We start from the raw sequence: 24,592 nt of genomic DNA on the forward strand, positions 1-24,592 counted from the left end.
GGCGGACATGACCTCGAACGTGGATTTTGCACAGCTCGCCGAAAGGCTGGTGGGCCATGACTACGCCTACCTGATCACCGTCGACGCCGAGAACCGCCCGCACCCGGTGCCGGTGATGCCGACCTTGCAGGGCGACACCGTGCACATCGGCGCACTGGGCGGCCGGCGCAGCCGGAACAACCTCGCCCGCAGCAGTGAGGTGACGGTGATGTGGCCGCCACCGGTCCCGGGCGGTTACACCGTGATCGTCGACGGCACCGCGGAGGTCTCCGATGCCGGAGGCGATCTGGCCAGCCTGGCGATCGCCCCCAGCCGCGCGGTGCTGATCCGGGTCGCCACCCCGGCGTCGCCGGGCGAAACCCCTTGCTACAGCGACTGTGTGGACTTGAAGCTCACCTAGCCGGTAGCCGGAGCGGCCGACCGGCCACCATCAGCACCACGTCATCGGACTCCGCAGCCATCCGCGCGTTGAGCACACCGAGCAGGTCGCGGAACAGCCGCCCGGCCGCAGTGGGCGGCACCACCCCACTGCCGACTTCGTTGCTGACGGCCACCGCAACCGTCGGACACGCCCGCCAGGCCGACACCAGTTCCTCGATGTCGGTGTGCACGGGCTCCAGCGAGCCGCCATCCCACACCCGGTGCAGGTCCATCCGCGCGGTCAGCCAAGTCCCCAAACAGTCCAGTAATAAAGGGGTTTCGGCGCTACGCAGGGCATCGGCGACGTCGATGGTCTCTGCCGTTCGCCAGGACGACGGCCGTCGCTCCCGGTGCAGCCGCACGCGCTGCGCCCACTCCGGATCGCCCTCGCGCACCCCGCCGGTGGCCAGGTAGGTCACCGCGGACTCGCCGGCCAGCAGCGCCTCGGCGTGCGCGGACTTGCCCGATCGCGCCCCGCCCAACACCAGGGTGCGCGTCGGCCGTCGCCGCCCGACCGTCACCACCTCACCGTCGCGTCCCGGCCGAGCACCCGACTCCGACAGTGCCACAGTCAATTCCGCCTCCGGAGGGTTGTGATGGCTCAGATGCACCGCGACGACATCGGTGGTGTCGACGACGGCCCCCGACGCTCGCAGTCGCTGCACGGTGGCCGTGAACGCCGGCAGATCGTGGTGCTCGGTGCCATGCTCGGTGTAGTTGCCGAAAGTCTCCTCCAGAAACACCGCGTCGAAGACGGCGCCGGCCGCCGCGGCGTGCGTGGCCTCCGGGAGCGGGCCGGTGTCGGTGGCCCAGAAGATCCGGCCGCCAACCGATTCCAGGTCGTAGAGCACCGCGTCGGCGCCGATGTCGGCGCCATGTGCGGCCGCCAGTACCCGCACCCGGTAGTCACCCATGCGCATGTCGTCGCCGGGGGTCACCTCGACGAATCGGACCGGATCGGCTGGCCCCACCCAATGCCGGCATTGGTCGAGCGCACTGGCCGGTCCGACTACATCGAGGGACTCGCCGGCCCCGGTCCAGTGCCGCATCAGCAGCGCGGCGGGCCCGACATGGTCGGGGTGGCCGTGGGTGAACAGGATGTGGCGCACCGAAGCCAGCGAGCGCCCTAAGCGAACCGCGGCCCGCGGCGCCTCGGGCCCGCAGTCCAGCAGCAGGGTGTCGTCGACCAGCGCGGCGGTCTGGCCACGAACCTGCGTCACCGACGCGCAGGAGCCGCATCGGCAGAACGGATTCGGCCACCCGTCGGCGGACCCGGTGCCCAGCAGCAGGATTTCCATACCGCCATCCTCGTTACGACGGCAACCCAAGGTCCAGCGCGCTGTACAGGCCGGCGTCGGCCAGGTCGGAAACCGGCGACGGAGTCACCGACAGATCGGAGACGTCGGCCGGGGCGAACCAGGAGGCGACCGACGACAGGTCGACGAGCCCGAAAGGCGTCAGGGCCTTATCCACCGCAGGGCCGTTGACCGGGTCGTAATACAAGTTCTCTACGAAGAACAAGCCCGATACCAACGTGTGTTGGTCGAAGACATCCCCGGCTTGGTCGACGAACTCGACGTCGGTCGGCGATGTGACATACAGATTCCCAGTCAGCGTCGTTGCATCCACTCCGCTGTGATCGGTGTAGGCGGCCGGTGCCGCCCACACCAGCGACGATTCGGGGGTCTGCAATGTAGTGATGGTGGCGGGATCCGTCAGCCCTCCGGCCGCGGCAACACCGGTCTTGTCGGACAGGCCGATCGCCTCCCCTATGCGGTAGATGGCGCCGTCAGCGACCACGATGTTGTGGCCCACGGTTTCCGCGTTCACCGTGGGAAGCTCCGGCGGGGCGAACGTCGAGGCCATCGACGACAGATCGACGTTGCCGAACGGGGTCTTCATCACGTCGACGGCGGTACCGTCCCCGGCCGGGTCGTAGTACAGGTTGGTGAATCCCGGGAGCAGCTGGTTCTGGTCGTAGGTTGCCCCGTCTTTGGTGATGAACTCGTCGTTGAACCCGCCGGACGACGCGGTGATGTAGTCGGTCCCGGTCAGGGTCGTGCCATCGCTCGAGGTGAAGCTCACGGGCAGTTCCCATGCCGGGGACCACGCTTCCTGGCCCAAAGTTGGCAGCCCTGCGAATAATTGGGCGCCGTCGACGTCGTAGCTCGGCGTCCACGACGCGGGATCCGCGTTGGCCACTCCCGAACCTGCGAACGCGGCCGCCGCGGCTCCGCCGATAACGATCCCCCATGCGATGTGCTTCATCGATCCCTCTCGGTCATAACAGCGTGGCTCTTTTTCACAACAAGCATCAGCACTTATTCCTGGGGGGTTGCTGTCGGCCCCTCGGCCACGAAAAAGCCCGGCCCCCCGAAGGGGAACCGGGCTCTTTCGTGCAACCAGACTTAGAAGTCCATGCCGCCCATGCCACCGGTCGGGTCGCCGACAGGAGCGGCGGCCTTCTCCGGCTTGTCGGCGACAACGGCCTCGGTGGTCAGGAACAGTGCCGCGATGGACGCCGCGTTCTGCAGCGCCGAGCGGGTCACCTTCACCGGGTCGGCGACGCCGGCCTTGAGCAGGTCCTCGTACTCACCGGTGGCGGCGTTCAGGCCGGTGCCGGCGGGCGAGTTCGAGACCTTCTCGGCGACAACGCCCGGCTCCAGGCCGGCGTTGAAGGCGATCTGCTTCAGCGGAGCCGACAGCGCCACCTTGACGATGTTGGCACCGGTCGCCTCGTCACCGGTGAGCTTCAGCTCGTCCAGCGACGGAGCAACCTGCAGCAGGGCCACGCCACCACCGGCGACGATGCCCTCCTCCACGGCGGCCTTGGCGTTGCGCACCGCGTCCTCGATGCGGTGCTTGCGCTCCTTGAGCTCCACCTCGGTGGCAGCCCCGGCCTTGATCACCGCAACGCCGCCGGCCAGCTTGGCCAACCGCTCCTGCAGCTTCTCCCGGTCGTAGTCGGAGTCGCTGTTCTCGATCTCGGCGCGGATCTGCGACACCCGGCCGGCGATGGCGTCGGAGTCACCGGCGCCCTCGACGATCGTGGTCTCGTCCTTGGTGACGACGATCTTGCGAGCCTTGCCCAGCAGCGCGATGTCGGCGCTCTCCAGCGACAGCCCGACCTCTTCGCTGATGACCTGGCCACCGGTGAGGATCGCCATGTCCTGCAGCATCGCCTTGCGACGGTCACCGAAGCCCGGGGCCTTGACGGCCACGGACTTGAAGGTGCCGCGGATCTTGTTCACGACCAGGGTCGACAGGGCCTCACCCTCGACGTCCTCGGCGATGATCAGCAGCGGCTTGCCGCCCTGGATGACCTTCTCCAGCAGGGGCAGCAGGTCCTTGACCGTGGACACCTTGGAGCTGACCAGCAGGATGTAGGGGTCCTCCAGGACCGCTTCCTGACGGTCGGCGTCGGTGACGAAGTAGCCCGAGATGTAACCCTTGTCGAAGCGCATGCCCTCGGTGAGCTCCAGCTGCAGACCGAAGGTGTTGGACTCCTCGACGGTGATGACACCCTCGTTGCCCACCTTGTCCATGGCCTCGGCGATCAGGTCACCGATGGACTGGTCGCCCGCGGAGATCCCGGCGGTGGCCGCGATCTGCTCCTTGGTCTCGACGTCCTTGGCTTCCTTGAGCAAGGTCTCGGTGACCTTCTCGACAGCCTTCTCGATGCCGCGCTTCAGACCCAGCGGGTTGGCGCCGGCGGCCACGTTGCGCAGGCCTTCCTTGACCAGGGCCTGGGCCAGCACGGTGGCGGTGGTGGTGCCGTCGCCGGCGACGTCGTCAGTCTTCTTGGCGACCTCTTTGACCAGCTCGGCGCCGATCTTCTCGTAGGGGTCGTCCAGCTCGATCTCCTTGGCGATGGACACGCCATCGTTGGTGATCGTGGGGGCGCCCCACTTCTTCTCCAGGACGACGTTGCGGCCCTTGGGGCCCAGCGTCACCTTGACCGCGTCAGCGAGGGCGTTCAGGCCCCGCTCGAGGCCACGGCGGGCCTCTTCGTCATACGCAATTTGCTTGGCCATTGCGAAGTGATTCCTCCGGTTAGGGGGTGCACGGCTTGTTGGTCGGGTGCAGTGCCCGCGACGGACGGCTGTGGGTGTGCTCCGCAGGTGCGGCCCCGTACCTCACTGTCCCGACCTAGCACTCGCCGGTCGCGAGTGCCAACGTCATTTTTAGCACTCGGACCTGGAGAGTGCAAGGTTGCTAGAGATCGAGCAACTGCTCGTAGAACCCGCCGAACCCCCGAGCCCGGTTGGTCAGGTGCACCTCCAGGATCCAGTGGCAGATCCGGCCGGTGGGGTCGGTGCGGCGCATCGGCTCGTCGGATCCGGGTGCGACGTAGAACCGGGCGTCGTCGCCGGAGATCTTCTTGTGCGGGAACTCCCCGAGCAGGTGCCCGGCAATCGGGGCGCCGAACTCGAACCCCTCGGCCTGCGCCAGTAGCCCGACATGCTCGTAGAGTTGCGCGCCGGTGACGTCCGCGTGGGCGTCGAAGAACGCCCGCCCGGCCTGCCAGACCCGCGGCAGCGCGTCACGCAGCGCGAGCTTGTCCGGGTCATCACCGAGCACGAAAGTGCGGCCGAAGTCGGCCTCCCACTCGGCGAAGATCGGCCCCAGATCGAGGTAGGCGATGTCGTCGTCGGCCATGACGCGATCGGGCGGGTCGGCGTGAAACGGCAGCAGAGTGTTCTCGCCGGCGCGGATCACCCGCTTGTGCCAGTGCCGCGTCACCCCGAACATGTCGGCGGCCAGGTCGCGGATCTCGTCGGATAGTTGCCGCTCACCCACACCGGGCCTGACCAGGCCGCGACGCTCGATCTCGTCGAACAACGCGACGGCTCTGGCCTGAGCGTCGAGCAGTCGCTCGACGCGAATCGATTCCGGCTCGCCCGGGGTGGACACGCCAGCGATGCTATCCGCTTGGCTTAGACTGCATTCCGATCAGGGGAGGAGACCGGGTGCGGGCTGACGCAGCGCCCAGCACCCGGGCTTTGCGGGGCTGGCAACGCCGGGCTCTGGTGCGCTATCTGACGGCCAAGCCGCGAGATTTCCTGATGGTCGCCACGCCAGGCGCGGGTAAGACGACGTTCGCGCTGCGTATCGTCGGCGAGCTGCTGGCCGACCGTTCCGTTGAGCGCATCACGATCGTGGTGCCCACCGAACACCTCAAGGTGCAGTGGGCCTCGGCCGCCGCCGAGCACGGCATCGCGCTGGACCCGCGGTTCTCCAACTCCGACTCCCAGACCAGCTCGGAGTACCACGGCGTCGTCGTCACCTACGCCCAGGTGGCCAGCCACCCGGCCCGGCACCGGGTGCGCACCGAGGCCGCCAAGACCCTGGTGATCTTCGACGAGATCCACCACGGCGGCGACGCCAAGAGCTGGGGCGACGGCATCCGCGAGGCGTTCGACGACGCCACCCGCCGGCTGTCGCTGACCGGAACCCCGTTCCGCAGCGACGACAGTCCCATCCCGTTCGTCAACTACGAGCCCGACGGCGCCGGCCACCTGCGCTCGGTGGCCGACGACAGCTACGGCTACACCGACGCGCTCGCCGACGGCGTGGTGCGCCCGGTGGTGTTCATGGCCTACTCCGGTGAGGCCCGCTGGCGTGACAGTGCCGGTGAGGAGCATTCGGCCCGGCTCGGTGAGCCGCTGACCGCCGAGCACACCGCGCGGGCCTGGCGCACCGCACTGGACCCGGCCGGCGAGTGGATGCCGGCGGTGATCACCGCGGCGGACACCCGGCTGCGGCAGCTGCGCGACGGCGGCATGGCCGATGCCGGCGGCATGATCATCGCCTCGGATCAGAAGACCGCCCGCGCCTACGCCAAGCTGCTGACGACCCTGACCGGCGAGGCCCCCACGGTGGTGCTCTCCGATGACCCGAGCGCCTCGGACAAGATCGCACAGTTCTCCGCGGCCACGTCTCGCTGGCTGGTGGCGGTGCGAATGGTCTCCGAAGGCGTCGACGTGCCGCGGCTGGCGGTCGGTGTGTACGCCACCAGCGCGTCGACCCCGTTGTTCTTCGCCCAGGCCATCGGCCGTTTCGTGCGCTCGCGGCGGCCGGGTGAGACGGCCAGCATCTTCCTGCCGTCGGTGCCGTCGCTGCTGGGCCTGGCCAGCGAGATGGAAGAGCAGCGCAACCACGTCCTGGGCAAGCCGCACCGGGAGTCCGAACGCGACGAGTTCGACGAGGCGCAGCGCCGCCGCGACGAGCCGTCCGAGCTGGAGAACGGCTTCGAATCCCTGGGCGCGGACGCCGAGCTGGACCAGGTGATCTTCGACGGCGCCTCGTTCGGCACCGCCACCCCGGCCGGCAGCGACGAAGAGGCCGACTACCTCGGCATCCCCGGTCTGCTGGATGCCGACCAGATGCGGGATCTGTTGCGTCAGCGCCAGGAGGAGCAGCTGGACCGGCGTTCCAAGGTGGTGGGCGGTGCTCCGGTACCGGTGACCACCCACGGGCAGCTGCGCGCGCTGCGCCACGAACTCAACGCGCTGGTGTCGGCGACGCATCACCGCCTCGGCAAACCGCACGGCTGGATCCACAACGAGCTGCGCCGAATCTGCGGCGGCCCGCCGGTGGCGGCGGCGACGTCGGACCAGCTGCGGGCGCGTATCGAGGCGATCCGGCAACTGTAGGGCCGAGCAGTCACAGCCGAGCGGTCAGGAACGCGCCCACGTGCTGCCGGCCACCCACGGCGACGCCTGCGCGGCCACCGACCAGGCCCATGCCTCCGGCACGTCGATCACCCGGTAGGCCTTGACCCCGGCGGCCGTTGCCGCAATCAGGGTGGCCACCCCGGCGCGTCGCTGAAACCAGCTCTGGCGCACCGTCCAGCCGATGATGCCGTCGGTGGAGATGGCATACCGGCGCTGCTCCCAACTGCCGGTGCGGGCGGTGAGCCACCGGGCGTCCACCCGGTGCCCCAGGGCGCGCGCCCGGTCGGCGGCCAGCAGCGCGGCACCGACCGTCAGCGCCCCCCACAGCGGCCAACACCATTGCGGCACTTCATAACCCGAGGTCGCGATCGCCAGCCCGGCCCCCAGAGCCATCGGCAGCAGCAGTGCCCGGGTCCAGCGGCGTCTCGTGGCGGCCGGCCCGTGCCGACGCAGCGGCCCGGTCACCACGACGGGGTCCGCCACCAATCCGGTCAGCACCTGCTCGGCGGTAACCCGGGGGCACGGCGGCAACAGGATCGAGGATTCCCCTTCCCCGTTGACTCCGGTCATCGCCGCGTCCAGCCGCGCCCCGCCGAACATCCGCACCAGTAGCGGGCGCCGCAGTGTTCCGCCGCGCAGCCGCCGCATGTCGTAGCTGTGCTCACGCACCCGCAGCAGCCCGTAGCTCAACGCCAGCACATCCCCTACCTGCCCGGAACTGCGTGACAGCACCAGGTTTCCGTAGGTCAACAGGGATCTCAGCACCGCCAGCAGTACCGCGGCCACCACCAGCACCGCGACCGTCACCGCCACGCTCTGCTGCCTGCCGAACCGCTGCGCGGCATCCAGCCACGCCCGGCTCATCGGCGAATCCTGCAGCGCCGCCCAGGCTCCGCTCTGCAGCAACGCTCCGCCGGCCGCCCCGATCGTCAGCAGCCCGGACAGGCTCAACGGGCTGTAGCGCAACCAGGACGGCCGCCACCGTGCCAGCACCTTCGACTTGGCCGAGGGCGCCGCCGCGCGGGCAGGCTGACCGGTGTGCGCCAGCAGGATCTTCCGCAACTGTGGAACCTGGCTGCTCTCAACGGCATTCAGCTCGAACACCCCGTCACCGGCGGCGTGCTGGCCGGTGCTGACCCGCAGCACAGTCAGGCCCAGCAGCCGGTGCAACAGTCGGGCGTCGGTCTCCACCGAACGAATCCTGTTGCGCGGCACCGAAAGCAGGTTTCGGCGAAGCAATCCCGAGCGCAGCTGCACCCGGCCGCTCTCCGGATCGGGTTCGATGCGGTAGGTGGTGGTGAACCAGCGCGTCACACCCACCAGGGCGATCACCCAGATCATCGCCACCACCCAGACCTTGTTGTCGGTGGCCGAGCCGAACACCACCACCGCGATCAGCAGCGGCAGCTCACGCAGCGCCTCGTGCAGCGGATGCACCAGCAGCATCCGGGGGCTCAGGCGCTGCCACTGGTCAGAGCGTTGTGTGCCGTTCATAGCGCGGTTCAGCCCTTGTAGTTGTCGGGTTCCTCGTAGTAGTACGACTGCTCGACGCCCTTCATATAGACCTCTCGGTCGTCGACCCTGTCGGTCAGAGCGCCACGCAGCAGTTCACGCAGCTCGGTGGTTTTGACGTGACTGCGCTTCATCGCCTCTAGGTACTCATGTTTGTCGACGGCCACCCAGTCGACACACTTCCCCAGGTTTTTCTTCAGGATCAGGTCGAGCCAGATCCGCGTACTGCGCCCATTGCCTTCCATGAACGGGTGCGCGACATTCATTTCGGCGTACTTCTCGACAATCTGCTCGAACGTCGACTCGGGCATCTTCTCGATCTGCCTCAACGCGTCGCTCAGGTAAATTGCGCTGGCGAAACGAAATCCGTCTTTGCTGATATCTCGGGAACGGATCTGGCCGGCGAAGTCATAGAGATCTACGAACAGGTACCGGTGGATCTGCTGCAGCCCGCGCGTGGTGCCGACTTCGAATGCCGCTAGCTCAGCGCTTCCGAACAGTGCCAGTGCGCGACGCTTGCTGGCCTCGTCGATGTCGCGCATCCCACAATAGTATGCCGCGCCGCCGATCGCTCACGTGGCGTCGTCGCTGCCCAGCGCGGCGATGTCGGTCAGGTGCGCCACCACCCGGTCGGCGACCGGGGCGTCCAGCGCCACGATGTGCACCGCCCCCGCCGACGACGCGGTGGTCACCCGCACGTTGGCCAGCCCGAGCAGCCGGTCCAACGGGCCGCGGTAGGTGTCGACGGTCTGCACTCGCGAGATCGGTGCGATCCGGCGCTCCTGCACCAGCCAGCCGGTGCGGGTGTAGACCGCGGTGTCGCTGATGTCCCACCGGTGCACCCGGTAGCGCCACAGCGGGGCCACCACCGTCGAGACCAGCAGACCCGCGGCGGTGACGGCCAGGGCCGCCACGTGCAGCCACGGCAACCGCTGATCGGTCGTCGCCCACCCCAGCTGCACCACGGCCAGCACCAGCCAGGGCACCGCACCGACCAGCGCCCACACCAACGGAGCCCGGGAGCTCGGCGGGTTGGTGGGGTCGACCAGGGTGATCCCCGTCGGGCGGTCTGCGTACTGGGCCATGTAGGAGAGGATGTCAGGGCGCGTCCGGCACCGCACTGCCGACCACGCAACCCGCAAACTGACCCGGCACAACCTGCGTCACCTGAGTATCGTTTGCCACATGAGCAGCCGGGACAGGTGGACGGCGGCGGACATTCCGGATCAGGCCGGCCGCGTCGCGGTGATCACCGGCGCCAACACCGGAATCGGCTATCACACCGCGAAGGCGCTGGCCATGCACGGCGCGACGGTGGTGCTGGCGGTGCGCGATCTGGACAAGGGCCACTCGGCCGCCCAGCGGATCACCAAGGCCCACCCGAAGGCCGTCGTCGACATCCAAGAGCTCGATCTGAGTTCGCTGGCGTCAGTCCGCGAAGCCGCCGCGGCCCTGACCGCGGCACATTCACGCATCCATCTGCTGATCAACAACGCCGGGGTGATGTACACCCCCAAACAGACCACCGTCGACGGCTTCGAGCTGCAGTTCGGCACCAACCACCTCGGCCATTTCGCCCTGACCGGCCTGCTGCTGCCCAAGATGATGCGGGTCAAGGGTTCGCGGGTGGTGACCGTGAGCAGCATGGCGCACCGGATCATGGCGGCCATCCACTTCGACGACCCGCAGTGGGAGCACGGCTACAACCGGATCGCCGCCTACGGCCAGTCCAAGTTGGCCAATTTGATGTTCACCTTCGAGTTGCAGCGCCGGCTGGCCGCCAAACGCAAGTCGACCATCGCCGTCGCCGCGCATCCGGGCACCTCCAACACCGAACTGACCCGCTATCTGCCGCCGCTGCTGCGACCGGCGGACCGGTTGCTGACACCGCTGGTAGTGCAGAGCGCGGCGATGGGCGCGCTGCCGACGTTGCGTGCCGCGACCGACGCCGGCGTGCGGGGTGGGCAGTACTACGGGCCCAGCGGTATCGGCGAGCAGCGCGGCCACCCGAAACTGGTCGACGCCAGCAATCAGGCCCACGAGACAGAGCTCCAGCAAAGGCTGTGGGCACTGTCGGAGGAGCTGACAGGAATCACCTACCCGGTCTAGGCCAAAATGTCGGAATGCGATCTGTCGAAGAACACCAGCGGGCTGTCACCGGCCTGATCCGTCCTCGCCCGCCGGTCGCGGTCTCACTGTCGGATGCCGAGGGCCTGGTGCTGGCCGCCGACGTCACCGCACCGATCTGTCTGCCCGTCTTCGACAACTCCGGAATGGACGGGTACGCCGTGCTGGCCGCCGACGTGGCCGGCGCGACGCCCGAGAGTCCGGTGAGATTGCCGGTGGCCGAGGATATTCCGGCCGGCCGCACCGACATTCCGACGCTGGTGGCCGGCACCGCGCACCGCATCATGACCGGTGCGCCGATGCCCTTCGGCGCCGACGGGGTGGTGCCGGTGGAGGCCACCGACGGCGGCACCGATGTGGTGACGATCAGCGCCGCAACCGCCCAGGGTCGCCACATCCGCCGGGCCGGCGGCGACGTCGCCGAGGGCGCCACCGTGCTGTGGGCCGGACAGGTCGTCAACGCGCCCACGGTCGGCCTGGCCTCGGCACTGGGCCTGGCCCAGCTGACCGTGCGGCCCCGGCAGCGGGTGCTGGTGATCTCCACCGGCTCCGAGCTGATCCATCCGGGAACACCGCTGAAGCCCGGCCAGATCTACGAGTCCAACGGGGTGATGCTGGCGGCCGCGATACGTGATGCCGGTGCCGAGGTGGTGGGCGCGGCGACCGTCGCCGACGACACCGCCGAGTTCACCGCCGTGCTCGACCGATACGGGGTGCGCGACGGGGCGGTGGACCTGCTCATCACCAGCGGCGGAGTGAGCGCGGGCGCCTACGAGGTGGTCAAGGACGTGTTCGGCCGCGACGGCGACCAGGGCGTGCACTTCGTCAAGGTCGCCATGCAGCCGGGGATGCCGCAGGGTATCGGTCGGGTCGGTGGGGCGGCCATCATCACCCTGCCCGGTAATCCGGTCAGCGCCCAGGTGTCCTTCGAGGTGTTCGTGCGTCCCGCCCTGCGTCGCGCGATGGATCTGCCGGCGCCGGACCGACCGCGCCGCAGCGCCGTGCTCAGCGAGCATCTGACGTCACCGCCGGGCCGGCGGCAGTTCCGGCGCGGCCTGCTCGACCATGAGACCGGGACCGTCACCAATTACGGCCCCCCGGCGTCGCACCATCTGCGCTTCCTGGCCTCGGCGAACTGCCTGCTCGACATCGCCGACGACGTGACCGAGCTGCCGCAGGGCACCGAGGTGGAGGTCTGGGACCTCACCGGGTGAACCCTTCTAAGATGACCGGATGGCCAGAAGACCCCGCGCCGCCGATGACCCCGGCGGTCTGAGACACCTCCTCGAGTTGGTGCGATCGACGGTGCCGCCGATGCACCGGGCCGGGTTGCCGTTCGTCGCCGGAGGGCTCGGCGTCGCGGCGCTGGGCCGCAAGCGCGGCTGGCTGCGCGGCGCCGGACTGCTGGCCGCCGGAGCCAGTGCCGGTTTCTTCCGGCATCCGCACCGGGTGCCGCCGACGCGTCCCGGTGTGGTGGTGGCCCCCGCCGACGGCGCGGTCTGCCTGGTGGACACGGCCAGTCCTCCGCCGGAGCTCGATCTGCCGGACACTCCGCTGCCACGGGTCAGCATCTTCATGTCGGTGTTCGACGCCCACGTGCAGCGCGCCCCGGTCGGCGGCGAGGTGATCGAGGTGCTGCATCGCGCCGGCCGGTTCGGGTCGGCGGATCGCGCCGAGGCCAGCGCGGACAACGAGCGCAACAGTGTGCGGATCCGCACCGCCGAGGGCGCCGAGGTGATCGCCGTGCAGATCGCCGGCCTGGTGGCCCGTCGCATCATCTGCGACGCCCGGCCCGGTGACCATCTGGCGATCGGCGACACCTACGGGCTGATCCGGTTCGGATCGCGGCTGGACGTCTACTTTCCGCCCGGGACGCAGCCGCTGGTCGGCATCGGCCAGCGGATGGTCGCCGGCGAGACCGTGCTGGCCGTGCTGCCGTGACGGGACCCTCTCAGCAGGTCCGCAACCGTCGTCCGGTGGGCCTGCACATCCTGCCCAGTTCCATGACGGTGCTGGCGATCTGCGCCGGACTGACCTCGATCAAGTACGCCCTGGACGGGCAGCCCCACCTGGCGATGGCGCTGATCGCCGCCGCCGCCATCCTCGACGGCCTCGACGGCCGGGTGGCACGCATCCTCAACGCCGAGTCGCGGATGGGCGCCGAGATCGACTCCCTGGCTGACGCCGTCGACTTCGGCGTGGCCCCGGCGGTGGTGATCTATGTGACGCTGCTGTCGACGCAGCCGGCGGGCTGGATCGTGGTGCTGGTCTACGCGGTGTGCGTGGTGCTGCGGCTGGCCCGGTTCAACACCCTGCTCGACGACGCCACCCTGCCGGCCTACACCCGGGAGTTCTTCGTCGGGATGCCCGCCCCGGCCGGCGCGATCACGCTGATGGGCCTGCTGGCCGCCAAACTGCAGTTCGGCGACGGTTGGTGGACCTCGCCGTGGTTCACCTGTGCCTGGGTGGTGGCTACCTCGATGCTGCTGGTCAGCCGGATCCCGATGCGCAAGATGCACGCGGTGTCGGTGCCGCCGCATTTGGCCGCGGTGCTGCTGGCGGTGCTGGCGCTGGTAGCAGCGGCGGCGTTCCAGTACCCCTACGTGCTGGTGCTGGTGCTCATCGGGGCCTACCTGTGCACCATTCCGTTCTCGGTCCGCAGCCAGCGCTGGGTGGCCGCGCACCCGGAGGCCTGGGAGGACGCACCCAAGGAGCGCCGGGCCGCGCGGCGGGCGATCCGCCGGGCACAGCCGGGACGCCGGCCGCTGGGGATCCGCCGGCCCAGCGGGCAGTCGATGGCCCGGCTGCGGCTGCGCAAACCGAACCGCTGAGCTACCGCAGGCAATAGTTCCGGGTCGCCGCTATCAGCCCCTGCTGGTAGACGTCGTCGAACAGCCGGTTGGCGCCGACGTCGTCGACCGCCTCGTCGCGCCGGGCCGCACAGTCCAGTGCGTTCAGCTGCTGCCACTGTCGGCCGATCTCGCCGAGCATCACCTGATTGAGGCCGTCGATGCGGGCCCTTGATGCCATCAGGTCCGGGGCGGTGGCCGGTGCGGAGGCGGGATTGCGCTTCCACTGGGCGAACCAGTGGTGTTCCAGGACTTGGGTGGCGTCGATCTGGTCGGTGAAAACCGTTGTCACATAGTCGGCGTCGAGGTGTCTGGCCCGCGCCGCCGAGGCCAGCGCGGTCAGTTGCAGCTGTACCCGGTCCGGATCCTCGACGGGGGCGCCGGCGAGCCACTTGGCCGCCGCGACGTCGTCGGCGACCTGCAGGCGCTGGGCGGCGGCGTCGATCAGGTCGTGGAGCGGGTTGGTGGAGTCGGCTCGGGCCGGCGGGGCCAGCAGCAGGGCCGCGCAGAGCGCCGCGGCAAGCGTGCTTCGGTGTGACCACATGGGTCTATTCAAGCGCCTCGGATGACCGTCTACGCCGTCAGGTAGGACGCGTCGCACCCGAACGCATAAAATCGGATGGACTCGAACAGGGCGAATCGCTGACGATGTCACGCGAGCAGCTGGCTGAAGCCTGGGGCATAACCGGTTGACCGAGCGGCGGATCAGATTTCCTGGTCAGGTCTGGCAAGAAAACGAGGCACTTCCGCAGCCTCACCGGCGGACGATCTGGTACACCGTGCCCGTCACCGGAGACACCGAAACCGTCAGCATCCAGCTGATCCGGTTCGACTCCTAACGGCGCGCGGTAGTAGTCGACACTGACGACGAAATCCGCGTAATTTGACCCGGGTGGGTTCCACCGAAGAGCAAACCGAACACCGCCGCGTCGACACGTCTCGGCACCTGACGTTGATCGCCCGGCTGAACACCTCGGCCGTCGACGCCCGCCGGGGCGTGATCCGGTTGCACGCCGAAGCGGTTGCCGCCCTGGGTATTCGGGAATGGGATGCGGTGTCGCTCACCGGTTCCCGGACGACGTCGGCGGTGGTCGGGCTGGCCGGGCCGGACGCACCGGCCGGGGTGGTGCTGCTCGATGACGTGACGCTGTCCAACGCCGGGCTGCGCGACGGCACCGAGGTGGTGGTGGCCGCGGTGACCGTCTACGGCGCCCGCTCGGTCACGCTGAGCGGCTCGGCGGCCTCGCAAGCGCTGTCGCCGACCACGCTGCGCCAGGCCCTGTTGGGCAAGGTGCTGACCGTCGGCGACGCCGTCTCGCTGCTGCCGCGTGATCTGGGGCCGGGCACGTCGACGTCGGAGGCGACCACGGCGCTGGCTTCGGCGGTCGGCATCAGCTGGACCTCCGAGCTGCTGACCGTCACCGGGGTCGATCCCGCCGGTCCGGTGAGCGTGCAACCCAATTCACTGGTCACCTGGGGCAACGGCGGCACCACGACGTCACCGGCGGCCCCCGCCGTCACACACGTGCGCCCGGCCCGCATCGCCATCGACGAACTGAAGGGCTGCGAGGCCCAGGCGGCCAAACTCGCCGAATGGCTCAAACTGGCCCTCGACGAGCCGCAGCTGCTCAAGACCCTCAACGCCGGAACGAACCTCGGGGTGCTGGTGTCGGGTCCGGCCGGGGTCGGCAAGACGACGCTGGTGCGTGCGGTCTGCGAGGGTCGCCGGATCGAGGAGTTGGACGGCCCCGAGGTCGGGGCACTGGCCGCCGACGACCGTTTGGCCGCGGTGCGGGCAGCGGCGGCGAAGATCCACGACGGCGGCGGAGTACTGCTGATCGCCGACATCGACGCATTACTGCCCGAAACACCCGAACCGGTGGCCACGCTGATCCTGGCCGAACTGCGCGCCGCGGTGGCCACCGACGGGGTCGCCTTCGTCGCGACCTCGGCACTGCCCGACCAGCTGGACGCCCGAGTGCGGGCACCGGAGCTCTGCGACCGCGAGATCAGATTGAGCCTGCCCGACGGCCCCACCCGAGCAGCGTTGCTGACGACGTTGCTGGTGTCGGTTCCCACCGCCGACCTCACGCTGAGCGAAATCGCCGATCGCACTCCGGGTTTCGTCGCCGCCGACCTTGCCGCACTGGTCCGCGAGGCGGCGCTGCGGGCGGCATCACGCGCCAGCGACGGTGGCGAGGAACCCGTGTTGACCCAGGACGACCTCATCGGGGCGCTGAGCGTGATCCGTCCGCTGTCGCGCTCGGCGACCGCCGAGGTGTCGGTCGGCTCGGTGACCCTCGATGACGTCGGTGACATGGTGGCCACCAAACAGGCTCTGACCGAAGCGATCCTGTGGCCGCTGCAACATCCCGACACCTTCACCCGGCTGGGCGTCGAACCGCCGCACGGGGTGCTGCTCTACGGCCCGCCGGGGTGCGGCAAGACGTTCGTGGTGCGCGCCCTGGCCGGTTCCGGGCGGGTGAGCGTGCACGCCGTCAAAGGCGCTGAGCTGATGGACAAGTGGGTGGGCAGCAGCGAGCGAGCGGTGCGGGATCTGTTCCAGCGCGCCCGCGACTCGGCTCCGTCGCTGGTGTTCCTCGACGAGATCGACGCGCTCGCGCCACGGCGCGGCCAGAGCTTCGACTCGGGCGTCACCGACCGGGTGGTGGCCGCGCTGCTGACCGAGCTCGACGGTGCCAACCCGCTGCGCGACGTGGTGGTGGTGGGCGCCACCAACCGGCCCGAACTGATCGACCCGGCCCTGACCCGGCCCGGGCGGCTGGAGAAGCTGGTGTTCGTCGAGCCGCCGGACGCCGACGCCCGCCGGCAGATCCTGAAGGTGGCCGGCAAATCCGTGCCGCTGCACGACGACGTGGACCTCGATGCGCTGGCCGCCGACCTGGACGGCTACAGCGCCGCGGACTGCGTGGCGCTGCTGCGCGAAGCGGCGCTGACCGCGATGCGACGCTCGATCGACGCCGCCGACGTCACGAAGGCCGATGTCGCCGCCGCCCGGGAAAACGTCCGGCCCTCGCTGGATCCCGCTCAGATCGACGCGCTGCGTGCCTTCGCCGACGGTCGGTGAGCGCCGCGACGTCAGGATCCCTCGGCCAGTGCGGCTAGTCGGGCCAGCGACTCGGCGAGCCGGTCCGCAGTGGTCCAGCGTGCCCGCTCAAGGCGTTTCGGGTCGGTCAGCTGCGTCCAGTCGTAGGTGTGGGTGACCCGAGTGTGGGTCTCATCGAGCGGCTCCAGCTCCCACCGCCACAGATGCCCCGGCGGTTGCCGGCCGGGTTCGGCCGGGAACCAGGCGATACGGCGGCCCTCTTCGAACTCCACCACGTGATTCTCCCGCACCACCCCCATAGTCAGCGCCATGGTGAACATCGCCCCGACCTGACGAACCCGTTGTCCGGCAGCGGCTTCGGACAGATTGTCATTGCCGTCCCAGCCCGGCTGCTGCGCCGGATCGGCGATCAACTCGAAGATCACCTCCGCGGGAGCCGCGATGTCGCGGCTGGCCTGGGCGATCTTGGTCAGGATCGGTGAGCCGACGCGGTGCAGGGTGCCTTCGGGGTCGACGTAGGCGAACTCGCGCAGTCGATAGTCGGTGTCGGCCGGCTCGACGAAACGTCCCGGCACTCCGGAGGCGGTCCACTGCGCGTAGAGGGCGTCGGCGTCGTCGACGTAGAAGTACACGCTGGAGGCGGTCCGCGCCGGATCATGCTCGGCCCACTCGGACAGGTGCAACGAGACCGGCCCGCGTTCGGCGAAACCGTACCGGGCGGCCCCGGAGTAGGGCGCGACGGTGAACCCGAGCCGGCGGTAGCGGTCCAGTGCGGCGTCGAGGTCCCGCACCGGAATGACCGGCGCGACAGCGGTGAAAACGATTTCCGACATTTCGTCAGTCTCACACGGCCTGTGCCGCTGAAATGGCAGGATCCTGACATGACCGAAGACGCTTTTCCCGACGTGCGATGGGGACGCGACCCTGGCGAGCGAGTACGGCGGGCGGTGGGGGCCGTCGTCGGGACGAAACCTGTCGCGTGGCTCATCCGCCGGGGCGCTCCGCTGGACCGCTGGCTGCTCGAAAAGAGTGGCGGGCGGCTCACCATCCTGGGCCCGATGGCGGTCCCGCTGCTGCTGCTGAGCACCACGGGGCGAAAATCGGGTCAGCGCCGGCAGATCCCGCTGGCCTACATGCGCGAGGGCGACCGGCTGTTCCTGGTGGGCAGCAACTTCGGGCAGTCACACCATCCGGCGTGGGTGTTGAACCTGCTCGCCGACCCGAATGCCTGGGTCACGATGGGCGGCAAGGAGATTCCGGTTCGGGCCACCGAGCTCACCGGTGCCGAGCACGACCGCGTCTACCAGATGTTCGTCGACTATGTCAGCAACTACGGCACCTACCAGCACCGGACCGATCGTGACATCCACGTGTTCGCGTTGACCAGACGCTAAGCACGCGCATTCATCTCGTAGCCGTTGGTCATCCAGTACACGGCCCGATCCAGTCCGGGCAGGATGTCCGTGATGGCGATCTCCCCGGCCGCGAAGCGACCCGACAACCCGTACACCAGGTTGGAGATGACGAGGTCCAGGTCGGCAATGAATCCTTCGTCGACGCCGACGAGCACCGCCATGGCCGCAGGGACCACGACGTCGAATCCCCGGCGCGCCAGCTTGTCTCCGCCCGGCGCGGACCGGGCCCGCACGTAGGCGGTGAGCATCGCCGGATGCCGCTCCCACGGTTCGAAGATGCTCCGGTAGATCCGCATCAGCGCCGGGTAGAGCGGCTCTCCGGGTTCGCGGCCCTGCGGGGTGATACCCGCGTAACGGTTCGTCAGCATCCAGGTGTCCAGCGCGGCCAGAATCAGCTCGTCGCGGGTGCCGTAGTGCTTGTAGATGGTCGCCAGCGACATCCGGGCGCGGCGCGCGACCTCACGCAACTGCACCGCGTCGTAGCCGTCGGTTTCGAGGATTTCGACGACGATCGCCAGGATCCGCTCCTGCGAACTGAACACTGATCAACCCCTTGCCGCCGATGAGTAACACAGTTACTGTAGCGCCCGTGGGTTCTCTCGACGGCAAGGTCGCATTCATCACCGGCGCGGCGCGGGGGCAGGGGCGAAGTCACGCCGTGCGGCTCGCGCGGGAGGGCGCCGACATCATCGGGGTGGACATCTGCGCCGACATCGCATCCAGCGGTTACCCGATGGGATCGCGCGCCGAACTCGACGAGACCGTCGCACTGGTGGAAGCCCAGGGCGGCAAGATGATCGCCTCGGTGGCCGACGTCCGCGACTACGCCGCACTCAAGGCCGCCGTGGACGCCGGGGCGGAGCACTTCGGCCGCCTCGACATCGTCTGTGTCAACGCGGGCATCGCCACCATGGCGTTTCGGGAGCTCACCGACGCCGAAGACCTCGAACAGTGGACCGACGTGCTCGACGTCAACCTGGTCGGCGCCTTTCACACCGCCAAAGCCGCGATACCGCACCTGATCGCCGGCGAACGCGGCGGCGCGATCGTGTTCACCAGCTCGACGGCGGGCCTCAAGGGCTTCGGCGGTCTGCAAGGCGGCGGCCTGGGCTACGCGGCGTCCAAACACGGCATCGTCGGCCTGATGCGAACCCTGGCCAATGCGCTGGCGCCGCACAGCATTCGGGTCAACACCGTGCACCCGACCGGGGTCAACACCATGATGGCGGTGAATCCGGCCATCACCGAGTTCCTGGCGAACTACCCCGGCGGCGGCCCGCACCTGCAAAACCCGATGCCGGTGCAGATGCTCGAGCCCGAGGACATCAGCGACGCCGTCGCCTATCTGGTCTCCGACGGCGCCCGCTACGTCACCGGGGTGACCTTCCCCGTCGACGCCGGCTTCAACAACAAGCTATGAGCGGCCGCGTTGCCGGCAAGCGCGTCCTGGTGACCGGGGCCGCGCGGGGCATGGGGCGCAGTCACGCGGTCCGGTTGGCCGAGGAGGGCGCCGACCTGATCCTGGTCGATATCTGCGCGTCACTGCCGGACATCGAATATCCGTTGTCCACCACAGAAGAACTCGACGAGACAGCGCGCCTGGTCGCCGAACACGGCCGCCGAGCGGTCACCCATGTGGTCGACGTGCGCGACGCGGCCGCGCTGGCTGCCGCGGTCGACGACGGGGTCGCCCAACTGGGCGGGTTGGACGCGTCGGTGGCCAATGCCGGAGTGCTGACCTCCGGAACCTGGGACGCCACCACGCCCGAGCAGTGGCGCACCGTCATCGACGTGAACCTGATCGGGACCTGGAACACCTGCTCGGCGGCGCTGCCGCATCTGGTGGAGCGCGGCGGCAGCCTGATCAACATCAGCTCGGTTGCCGGCTTGAAGGGCGTCCCGCTGCACACCCCCTATACAGCGTCCAAGCACGGTGTGGTCGGTATGAGCCGTGCACTGGCCAATGAGCTTGCCGCGGTGAATGTTCGGGTCAACACCGTGCACCCCACCGGGGTGGAGACCGGGATGCGCCCGGACAAGCTGATCAACCTGTTGCAGCGCAGCGAGCACGCCGGTCTGGGCCCGATCTTCGCCAATGCGCTGCCGATCGTGATGACCGAGGCCCGCGATGTCAGCAACGCGGTGCTGTTCCTGGTCTCCGACGAGTCCCGGCACGTGACCGGGCTGGAGTTCAAGGTCGATGCCGGTGCCACCCTCCGCTGAGTCGGGTCCCGGCGGGCGCGCGTTCGCCGCGCTGATGGCCCTGCCCACACCCGCCGAAGCCGCACCCGCTGCCGAAACCATGCTCGATTTCGTCTTCGCGCAGGTGTGGCAGCGGCCGGGGCTGAGCCGGCGCGACCGGTGGTTCGTCGCACTGCCCTGCGTGGCGGCGGCCGACGCGGAACAGCCACTGCGTGAGCATGTCTACGCCGCGCTGGTCAGCGGAGATCTGACGATCGACGAAATACGGGAGGCCGTCCTGCATTTCGCGGTCTACTCCGGCTGGCCCAAGGCCTCGCTGTTCAACATGATCGTCGACGAGCAGTGGGAACGCATCCACCAAGACCGCGGCGAGCCGGCACCGGCCCCGCAGCCGTTGCTGCCGCTGGGAACCCCCAGCGATCCTGAAGCCCGCCTGCTCGTCGGCGAACAGGCCTTCCGCGATGTCAACTGCGTTCCATATGAACCGATTCGCGACAACCCCTATTCGGGTGCGGGCATCTTGAACTTCGTCTTCGGTGAGATGTGGCTGCGCCCGGGGCTGGGCATGAAGGAACGCCGGCTGATCACGGTGGCGTGCGTCGCCTTTCAGGACGCGCCGTATCCCATCCTGAGCCACGTCTACGCCGCGCTGAAGAGTCGCGACGTGTCGTTCGACGAGATGGACGAGGTCGCAATGCATTTCGGCGCCTACTACGGCTGGCCGAAAGCGTCTCGGCTGACGCAGGTGATCGACGAGCAGAAGCAGCGCGTCACACAGGAGTGGGCCGCCGAGGGCTAACCCACCGGGGTGAATTCGATGTGCAGCTCGGTCAGCCCGCGCAGCAGGAAGGTCGGTTCGAAAGCGTAGCGGCGCTGGCCGGCCGGGCCGTGATGCTCCTCACTGATGGTGATGTCGGCCATCCGGTCCAGCATGCGGTGCACCGTGATCCGGCCCTCGACCCGGGCCAGCGGCGCACCCGCACAGGTGTGGATGCCGCGCCCGAATGCGATGTGCTCACGGACGTTGCGACGGTCCAACCGGAATTCGTCAGGGTTCTCGAATTTGCGTGGATCCCGGTTGGCCGCGCCCAGGCACAGCATCAGCACGGTGCCGGCCTTGATACGCACCCCACCCAGCGTGGTGGTCTTGCGGGCCAGCCGGAAATCGATCTTGGTGGGGCTGTGAATTCGCAGGGCCTCCTCGATGAAGGCGGGGATCAGCGCTCGGTTGTCGCGCAACGTCTGCTGGAGTTCCGGCCGCTCGCCGAGGGTTTGCACCGCGGTGCCGAGCAGTTTGGTGACGGTCTCCTGCCCGGCCCCGAACAGGAAGGTTGCCGGGTGTACCACCTCCAGGAGTTCCGGCGTCGAGCCGTCGGGATAGGTGGCGGTGGCCAGGGTGCTCAGCACATCGCCGCAGGGCTGCCGTCGCCGCTCGCTCAGGTAGCCGCTGAACTTCTCGTCCAGGTAGTGCAGCGGGTTGAGTCCCACCGGCGTGCCGTCGAGCGATCCCACGTGCTGTCCGTCGCGGTGTCCGGCGCCCAGCGCGGCGCGGAACTCGGCACGGTCATCTTCGGGAACCCCGAGCAGGTCGGTGATGGCCAGCGTCGCATACGGTTTGGCGTAGTCGAACAGGAACTCGCAGCGGCCATTTCCGATGAACTCGTCGAGCTGGGTGTCGGTCAGCCGCCAGATGAACTCCTCGTTCTCCTTCAGCCGCTTCGGGGTAAGCAGACCGCTCAGCAGAGACCGGGCCCGGGTGTGCGCCGGCGGATCCATAACGACGACGTGTTCGAAGATCGGGAACTGGTGCCGGTGCGCCTCGATCTGTGCGGTGATGTCGTCGCCTTCGGGCTCGAACGGCAGCGGCGGGAACGGCCCCCCGATGGCGTTGACCGCCGAGAACGAGTCGTGGTCCTTGAACGCGGCGAGGACCTCTTGATATCCGGTGACGGCGACGACGCCGTGGTGCGGCTCGGCGAACACCGGCCCCTGCTCCCGTAGGTATTCGTAGTAGGCGTAGGGGTCCTGGGCGACGGCTGCATCGGAGAAGTAGTCCACCGCGGCTAGATCGGGCATCGTTGTCCTTTGCTGATCGACTGACCAGATTGCTAGAATGCACCATGCCTACCACGCAGCGTCCGGAGCGGTCAAGCACACGCAAGGCACGTTCGACCGACACCGACGCCCGCCGCCGGTTGATCGAGGCCACCGCCCGGATCATGCGGGAGGAGGGCTACGCCGCGGCAACTTCGCGCAAGGTGGCCGCCGAGGCCGGCGTGCGACAAGCTCTGGTCTACTACTACTTCCCCACCATGGACGACCTGTTCGTCGAGGTGTTGCGAGCCGGGGCCGACACCGCACTGGAGCGGATGCGCGCCGCCCTCACCGACGACGACCCGCTACGCACGCTGTGGGAGATCAACAGCGACGCTCGTTTGACCAGCCTTAACACCGAGTTCATGGCGCTGGCCAACCATCGCAAGGCGATCCGGGCCGAGCTCAAGGCCTATGCCGAACGCGTGCGCGACATCGAGACGGCGGCCGTCACGGTGGCGCTACGCGCCAACGGGGTCGACCTGGGCGACTACCCGCCGGCCGCCATCTCGATGCTGATCGCGCAGACCGCACGCAACCTCTGCAACGAGCATGCGGTGGGCGTGACCAGCGGCCACGACGAGCTGCGCGCCTTCGTGCAGCGCCAGCTGACCCGGTTGGCGCCACCACCGCGCACCGCCAGCTGAAAGCAGCTACGGCACAGCCAAACCTTGACAACCGGGCCGCTCGATGCCAGCCTTGCTGATCATTCGACCAACAAGAGACGAGGTGCTTCACATGGCTGGGCGAGTCGAGGGCAAGGTTGCGTTCATCACCGGGGCGGCGCGCGGTCAGGGCCGCAGCCACGCAGTTCGGCTCGCGCAGGAGGGCGCCGACATCATCGCGGTCGACGTCTGCGCCCGGATCAGCAGCAACAAGGAGATCCCGGCCCCGACACCCGATGACCTGTCGCACACCGCCGAGCTGGTCAAGGGATTGGACCGCCGCATCGTCACCGCACAGGTCGACGTCCGCGACTTCGGCGCCCTCAAGGCGGCGGTGGACAGCGGAGTCGAACAGCTCGGCCGGCTCGACGTCATCGTCGCCAACGCCGGTATCGGCAACGGCGGTGCGACCCTGGACAAGACCTCCGAGGCCGACTGGCAGGACATGATCGACGTCAACCTCTCCGGCGTCTGGAAAACCGTCAAAGCCGCTGTACCGCATCTGATCTCCGGCGGCAATGGCGGTTCGATCATCCTGACCAGCTCGGTGGGCGGGTTGAAGGCCTACCCGCACACCGGGCATTACATCGCGGCCAAGCACGGAGTAGTCGGGCTGATGCGGACCTTCGCCGTCGAACTCGGACAGCACTTCATCCGGGTCAACTCGGTACACCCCACCAACGTCAACACCCCACTGTTCATGAACGAGGGAACGATGAGGTTGTTCCGCCCGGACCTGCAGAACCCCGGCCCGGACGACATGGCCGTCGCCGCGCAGTTCATGCACGTGCTGCCGATCGGCTGGGTCGAGCCCGAAGACATCAGCAACGCCGTGTTGTTCCTGGCCTCAGACGAATCCCGTTACGTCACCGGGCTTCCCCTCACCGTCGACGCGGGAAGCATGCTGAAGTAGCCTCAGCGCGGCGATTCGAATTCGACTCGGGCCGAGACCGTCTCGATCGCCTCGTGCAGCGCCGTGAGCCGCTCGTTCAACGACGGCGCCGCCAGTACCGCGTACCGATCGGCCTCGCCCATCGGAACCCGGCAGGCCAGCGAGTACAACCGCTGCGTCGGCTCCAGCGACCGCATCCTTCGACCACCCAGCATGGCGTTGCGTCCCGGCGCCAGCCAGCGCCGCTGGGCCACCGCCATCTGCTTGTGCAGCGCGACGATCCGATCCTCCAACTCACGAAACCTGCTGTCACTCACCGGCTCTCCGGGCTCATCCGGCCACAGCTCGACATCGGCGCGCGGGTAGGGATCGTCGACAAGCCACCCACCGACCCGGATCCGCTCCCCGGTCAGACAGCGCAACGCGTAACGGCCGGCACCCAGTTCGGCGCAGTTGGTGATGCTGGTCATGGTGCCGACGTCGTTGCGCTGCTCACCACCGCCCACCTCACGGCCGCGCGCGATCAGCACCACCCCGAAGCGCGGATCACCGCTGCGCATCAGGTCGCCGACCAGCACCGTGTAACGCATTTCGAAGATCCGCAACGACAGTTCCTCGCCGGGCAACAGCACCCATTCCAGCGGGAACATCGGCAGTTCCATCAGGCCGGTT

At 68.6% G+C, this 24,592-nt stretch carries 25 protein-coding genes; 13 read left to right on the forward strand and 12 right to left on the reverse strand.

The annotated features are described in order from the left end of the window. Positions 1-7: 7 nt before the first annotated feature. Positions 8-400, forward strand: a complete 393-nt coding sequence (locus K6T84_RS05935; protein ID WP_224864273.1) for a pyridoxamine 5'-phosphate oxidase family protein — start codon at positions 8-10, stop codon at positions 398-400. On the opposite strand, the gene K6T84_RS05940 is transcribed toward K6T84_RS05935, so the two are convergent. From K6T84_RS05940 to K6T84_RS05955, 4 genes are all read right to left on the reverse strand, one after another. Beyond that, a complete protein-coding gene (locus tag K6T84_RS05940) occupies positions 393-1,718 on the reverse strand; it encodes a bifunctional adenosylcobinamide kinase/adenosylcobinamide-phosphate guanylyltransferase (protein ID WP_225401267.1) in 1,326 nt (441 codons plus the stop codon). The genes K6T84_RS05935 and K6T84_RS05940 overlap by 8 nt on opposite strands. A gap of 13 nt (positions 1,719-1,731) precedes the next feature. Continuing rightward, complete coding sequence (locus tag K6T84_RS05945) at positions 1,732-2,688, reverse strand: hypothetical protein (protein WP_224864271.1); 957 nt, start codon at positions 2,686-2,688, stop codon at positions 1,732-1,734. 140 nt (positions 2,689-2,828) lie between these two features. Continuing rightward, positions 2,829-4,454, reverse strand: coding sequence for a chaperonin GroEL (gene groL, locus K6T84_RS05950; RefSeq protein ID WP_224864270.1), 1,626 nt, complete (start codon positions 4,452-4,454; stop codon positions 2,829-2,831). Between the two features lie 181 nt (positions 4,455-4,635). Beyond that, positions 4,636-5,334 (reverse strand): M24 family metallopeptidase, encoded by a 699-nt coding sequence (locus K6T84_RS05955; RefSeq protein ID WP_224864269.1) that lies wholly within the window; start codon positions 5,332-5,334, stop codon positions 4,636-4,638. A 56-nt stretch (positions 5,335-5,390) separates the two neighbouring features. Here K6T84_RS05955 and K6T84_RS05960 point away from each other — a divergent pair, with 56 nt between their 5' ends. Further along, on the forward strand, positions 5,391-7,076 hold the full coding sequence (locus K6T84_RS05960) for a DEAD/DEAH box helicase (RefSeq protein WP_225401266.1): 1,686 nt from the start codon (positions 5,391-5,393) through the stop codon (positions 7,074-7,076). 24 nt (positions 7,077-7,100) lie between these two features. Here K6T84_RS05960 and K6T84_RS05965 read toward each other — a convergent pair whose 3' ends face one another. The 3 genes from K6T84_RS05965 to K6T84_RS05975 are packed head-to-tail and all read right to left on the reverse strand — an operon-like array spanning position 7,101 to position 9,694. Next, entirely contained in the window at positions 7,101-8,591 is a 1,491-nt protein-coding gene (locus K6T84_RS05965) for a PH domain-containing protein (protein ID WP_225401265.1), read from the reverse strand. A gap of 8 nt (positions 8,592-8,599) precedes the next feature. After that, positions 8,600-9,151 (reverse strand): protein adenylyltransferase Fic, encoded by a 552-nt coding sequence (gene fic, locus K6T84_RS05970; protein ID WP_225401264.1) that lies wholly within the window; start codon positions 9,149-9,151, stop codon positions 8,600-8,602. A 30-nt stretch (positions 9,152-9,181) separates the two neighbouring features. Beyond that, positions 9,182-9,694 carry a PH domain-containing protein gene (locus K6T84_RS05975; RefSeq protein WP_224864265.1) on the reverse strand — a complete coding sequence of 171 codons (513 nt, stop codon included), beginning with the start codon at positions 9,692-9,694 and terminating at the stop codon, positions 9,182-9,184. A gap of 100 nt (positions 9,695-9,794) precedes the next feature. Here K6T84_RS05975 and K6T84_RS05980 point away from each other — a divergent pair, with 100 nt between their 5' ends. From K6T84_RS05980 to pssA, 4 genes are read left to right on the forward strand one after another with little or no spacing between them, the layout of a single operon-like run. Next, entirely contained in the window at positions 9,795-10,718 is a 924-nt protein-coding gene (locus K6T84_RS05980) for an SDR family NAD(P)-dependent oxidoreductase (protein WP_225401263.1), read from the forward strand. Positions 10,719-10,732: 14 nt separating this feature from the next. Further along, positions 10,733-11,950, forward strand: a complete 1,218-nt coding sequence (gene moeA / locus K6T84_RS05985; RefSeq protein WP_225401262.1) for a molybdopterin molybdotransferase MoeA — start codon at positions 10,733-10,735, stop codon at positions 11,948-11,950. Between the two features lie 19 nt (positions 11,951-11,969). Further along, complete coding sequence (locus K6T84_RS05990) at positions 11,970-12,677, forward strand: phosphatidylserine decarboxylase (RefSeq protein ID WP_224864262.1); 708 nt, start codon at positions 11,970-11,972, stop codon at positions 12,675-12,677. Next, positions 12,674-13,567, forward strand: coding sequence for a CDP-diacylglycerol--serine O-phosphatidyltransferase (pssA, locus tag K6T84_RS05995; RefSeq protein WP_329786659.1), 894 nt, complete (start codon positions 12,674-12,676; stop codon positions 13,565-13,567). The genes K6T84_RS05990 and pssA overlap by 4 nt, the downstream gene beginning before the upstream one ends. Position 13,568: 1 nt before the next feature. On the opposite strand, the gene K6T84_RS06000 is transcribed toward pssA, so the two are convergent. Beyond that, positions 13,569-14,129 carry a chorismate mutase gene (locus K6T84_RS06000; RefSeq protein ID WP_225401261.1) on the reverse strand — a complete coding sequence of 187 codons (561 nt, stop codon included), beginning with the start codon at positions 14,127-14,129 and terminating at the stop codon, positions 13,569-13,571. Positions 14,130-14,477: 348 nt separating this feature from the next. Between K6T84_RS06000 and K6T84_RS06005 the strand changes: the two genes are divergently transcribed. Further along, entirely contained in the window at positions 14,478-16,673 is a 2,196-nt protein-coding gene (locus tag K6T84_RS06005; RefSeq protein WP_225401260.1) for an AAA family ATPase, read from the forward strand. An 11-nt stretch (positions 16,674-16,684) separates the two neighbouring features. On the opposite strand, the gene K6T84_RS23975 is transcribed toward K6T84_RS06005, so the two are convergent. Next, positions 16,685-17,485, reverse strand: a complete 801-nt coding sequence (locus K6T84_RS23975) for a DUF8817 family protein (RefSeq protein WP_526025536.1) — start codon at positions 17,483-17,485, stop codon at positions 16,685-16,687. Between the two features lie 48 nt (positions 17,486-17,533). On the opposite strand from K6T84_RS23975, the gene K6T84_RS06020 reads away from it, so the two are divergent. Further along, positions 17,534-18,046 carry a nitroreductase/quinone reductase family protein gene (locus K6T84_RS06020; protein WP_224864259.1) on the forward strand — a complete coding sequence of 171 codons (513 nt, stop codon included), beginning with the start codon at positions 17,534-17,536 and terminating at the stop codon, positions 18,044-18,046. Here K6T84_RS06020 and K6T84_RS06025 read toward each other — a convergent pair. Next, positions 18,043-18,609, reverse strand: a complete 567-nt coding sequence (locus K6T84_RS06025; protein ID WP_224864258.1) for a TetR/AcrR family transcriptional regulator — start codon at positions 18,607-18,609, stop codon at positions 18,043-18,045. The two genes, K6T84_RS06020 and K6T84_RS06025, sit on opposite strands and share 4 nt — an antisense overlap. A 47-nt stretch (positions 18,610-18,656) precedes the next feature. Between K6T84_RS06025 and K6T84_RS06030 the strand changes: the two genes are divergently transcribed. Genes K6T84_RS06030 through K6T84_RS06040 form a run of 3 tightly spaced genes read left to right on the forward strand, consistent with a single transcriptional unit; the run spans position 18,657 to position 21,068 of the window. Further along, positions 18,657-19,487, forward strand: coding sequence for a mycofactocin-coupled SDR family oxidoreductase (locus K6T84_RS06030; RefSeq protein WP_224864257.1), 831 nt, complete (start codon positions 18,657-18,659; stop codon positions 19,485-19,487). Further along, positions 19,484-20,290, forward strand: a complete 807-nt coding sequence (locus K6T84_RS06035; protein WP_224864256.1) for a mycofactocin-coupled SDR family oxidoreductase — start codon at positions 19,484-19,486, stop codon at positions 20,288-20,290. The genes K6T84_RS06030 and K6T84_RS06035 overlap by 4 nt, the downstream gene beginning before the upstream one ends. Continuing rightward, on the forward strand, positions 20,268-21,068 hold the full coding sequence (locus tag K6T84_RS06040; RefSeq protein WP_225401259.1) for a carboxymuconolactone decarboxylase family protein: 801 nt from the start codon (positions 20,268-20,270) through the stop codon (positions 21,066-21,068). Before K6T84_RS06035 ends, K6T84_RS06040 begins: the two co-directional genes overlap by 23 nt. Here K6T84_RS06040 and K6T84_RS06045 read toward each other — a convergent pair. Further along, positions 21,065-22,345, reverse strand: a complete 1,281-nt coding sequence (locus K6T84_RS06045; protein ID WP_225401258.1) for a cytochrome P450 — start codon at positions 22,343-22,345, stop codon at positions 21,065-21,067. The genes K6T84_RS06040 and K6T84_RS06045 overlap by 4 nt on opposite strands. A gap of 44 nt (positions 22,346-22,389) precedes the next feature. On the opposite strand from K6T84_RS06045, the gene K6T84_RS06050 reads away from it, so the two are divergent. Together K6T84_RS06050 and K6T84_RS06055 are read left to right on the forward strand one after the other, a co-directional pair. After that, the gene (locus K6T84_RS06050) at positions 22,390-23,010 is read left to right on the forward strand and encodes a TetR/AcrR family transcriptional regulator (RefSeq protein ID WP_224864251.1); all 621 of its coding nucleotides are present in this window, start codon (positions 22,390-22,392) and stop codon (positions 23,008-23,010) included. Positions 23,011-23,101: 91 nt separating this feature from the next. Next, positions 23,102-23,941, forward strand: a complete 840-nt coding sequence (locus K6T84_RS06055) for a mycofactocin-coupled SDR family oxidoreductase (RefSeq protein ID WP_224864250.1) — start codon at positions 23,102-23,104, stop codon at positions 23,939-23,941. A gap of 2 nt (positions 23,942-23,943) precedes the next feature. Here the strand turns inward: K6T84_RS06055 and K6T84_RS06060 are convergent, their stop codons facing one another. Further along, positions 23,944-24,582 (reverse strand): LON peptidase substrate-binding domain-containing protein, encoded by a 639-nt coding sequence (locus K6T84_RS06060; protein ID WP_224865650.1) that lies wholly within the window; start codon positions 24,580-24,582, stop codon positions 23,944-23,946. Positions 24,583-24,592 lie beyond the last annotated feature (10 nt).

It is taken from the genome of Mycobacterium zoologicum (genome assembly GCF_020181635.2).
GTDB classification, from domain to species: Bacteria; Actinomycetota; Actinomycetes; order Mycobacteriales; family Mycobacteriaceae; genus Mycobacterium; species Mycobacterium zoologicum.

Coding starts and splice junctions, on each gene's coding strand:
- K6T84_RS06000 (WP_225401261.1), bottom strand. CDS start 14,129: ATGTGGTCACACCGAAGCACGCTTGCCGCGGCGCTCTGCGCGGCCCTG.
- K6T84_RS05990 (WP_224864262.1), top strand. CDS start 11,970: ATGGCCAGAAGACCCCGCGCCGCCGATGACCCCGGCGGTCTGAGACAC.
- K6T84_RS23975 (WP_526025536.1), bottom strand. CDS start 17,485: ATGTCGGAAATCGTTTTCACCGCTGTCGCGCCGGTCATTCCGGTGCGG.
- K6T84_RS05935 (WP_224864273.1), top strand. CDS start 8: ATGACCTCGAACGTGGATTTTGCACAGCTCGCCGAAAGGCTGGTGGGC.
- K6T84_RS05975 (WP_224864265.1), bottom strand. CDS start 9,694: ATGGCCCAGTACGCAGACCGCCCGACGGGGATCACCCTGGTCGACCCC.
- groL (WP_224864270.1), bottom strand. CDS start 4,454: ATGGCCAAGCAAATTGCGTATGACGAAGAGGCCCGCCGTGGCCTCGAG.
- K6T84_RS05965 (WP_225401265.1), bottom strand. CDS start 8,591: ATGAACGGCACACAACGCTCTGACCAGTGGCAGCGCCTGAGCCCCCGG.
- K6T84_RS06055 (WP_224864250.1), top strand. CDS start 23,102: ATGGCTGGGCGAGTCGAGGGCAAGGTTGCGTTCATCACCGGGGCGGCG.
- K6T84_RS05940 (WP_225401267.1), bottom strand. CDS start 1,718: ATGGAAATCCTGCTGCTGGGCACCGGGTCCGCCGACGGGTGGCCGAAT.
- K6T84_RS06040 (WP_225401259.1), top strand. CDS start 20,268: ATGCCGGTGCCACCCTCCGCTGAGTCGGGTCCCGGCGGGCGCGCGTTC.
- moeA (WP_225401262.1), top strand. CDS start 10,733: ATGCGATCTGTCGAAGAACACCAGCGGGCTGTCACCGGCCTGATCCGT.
- K6T84_RS06050 (WP_224864251.1), top strand. CDS start 22,390: ATGCCTACCACGCAGCGTCCGGAGCGGTCAAGCACACGCAAGGCACGT.
- K6T84_RS06045 (WP_225401258.1), bottom strand. CDS start 22,345: ATGCCCGATCTAGCCGCGGTGGACTACTTCTCCGATGCAGCCGTCGCC.
- K6T84_RS05945 (WP_224864271.1), bottom strand. CDS start 2,688: ATGAAGCACATCGCATGGGGGATCGTTATCGGCGGAGCCGCGGCGGCC.
- K6T84_RS06060 (WP_224865650.1), bottom strand. CDS start 24,582: ATGGAACTGCCGATGTTCCCGCTGGAATGGGTGCTGTTGCCCGGCGAG.
- K6T84_RS05980 (WP_225401263.1), top strand. CDS start 9,795: ATGAGCAGCCGGGACAGGTGGACGGCGGCGGACATTCCGGATCAGGCC.
- K6T84_RS06035 (WP_224864256.1), top strand. CDS start 19,484: ATGAGCGGCCGCGTTGCCGGCAAGCGCGTCCTGGTGACCGGGGCCGCG.
- K6T84_RS06020 (WP_224864259.1), top strand. CDS start 17,534: ATGACCGAAGACGCTTTTCCCGACGTGCGATGGGGACGCGACCCTGGC.
- fic (WP_225401264.1), bottom strand. CDS start 9,151: ATGCGCGACATCGACGAGGCCAGCAAGCGTCGCGCACTGGCACTGTTC.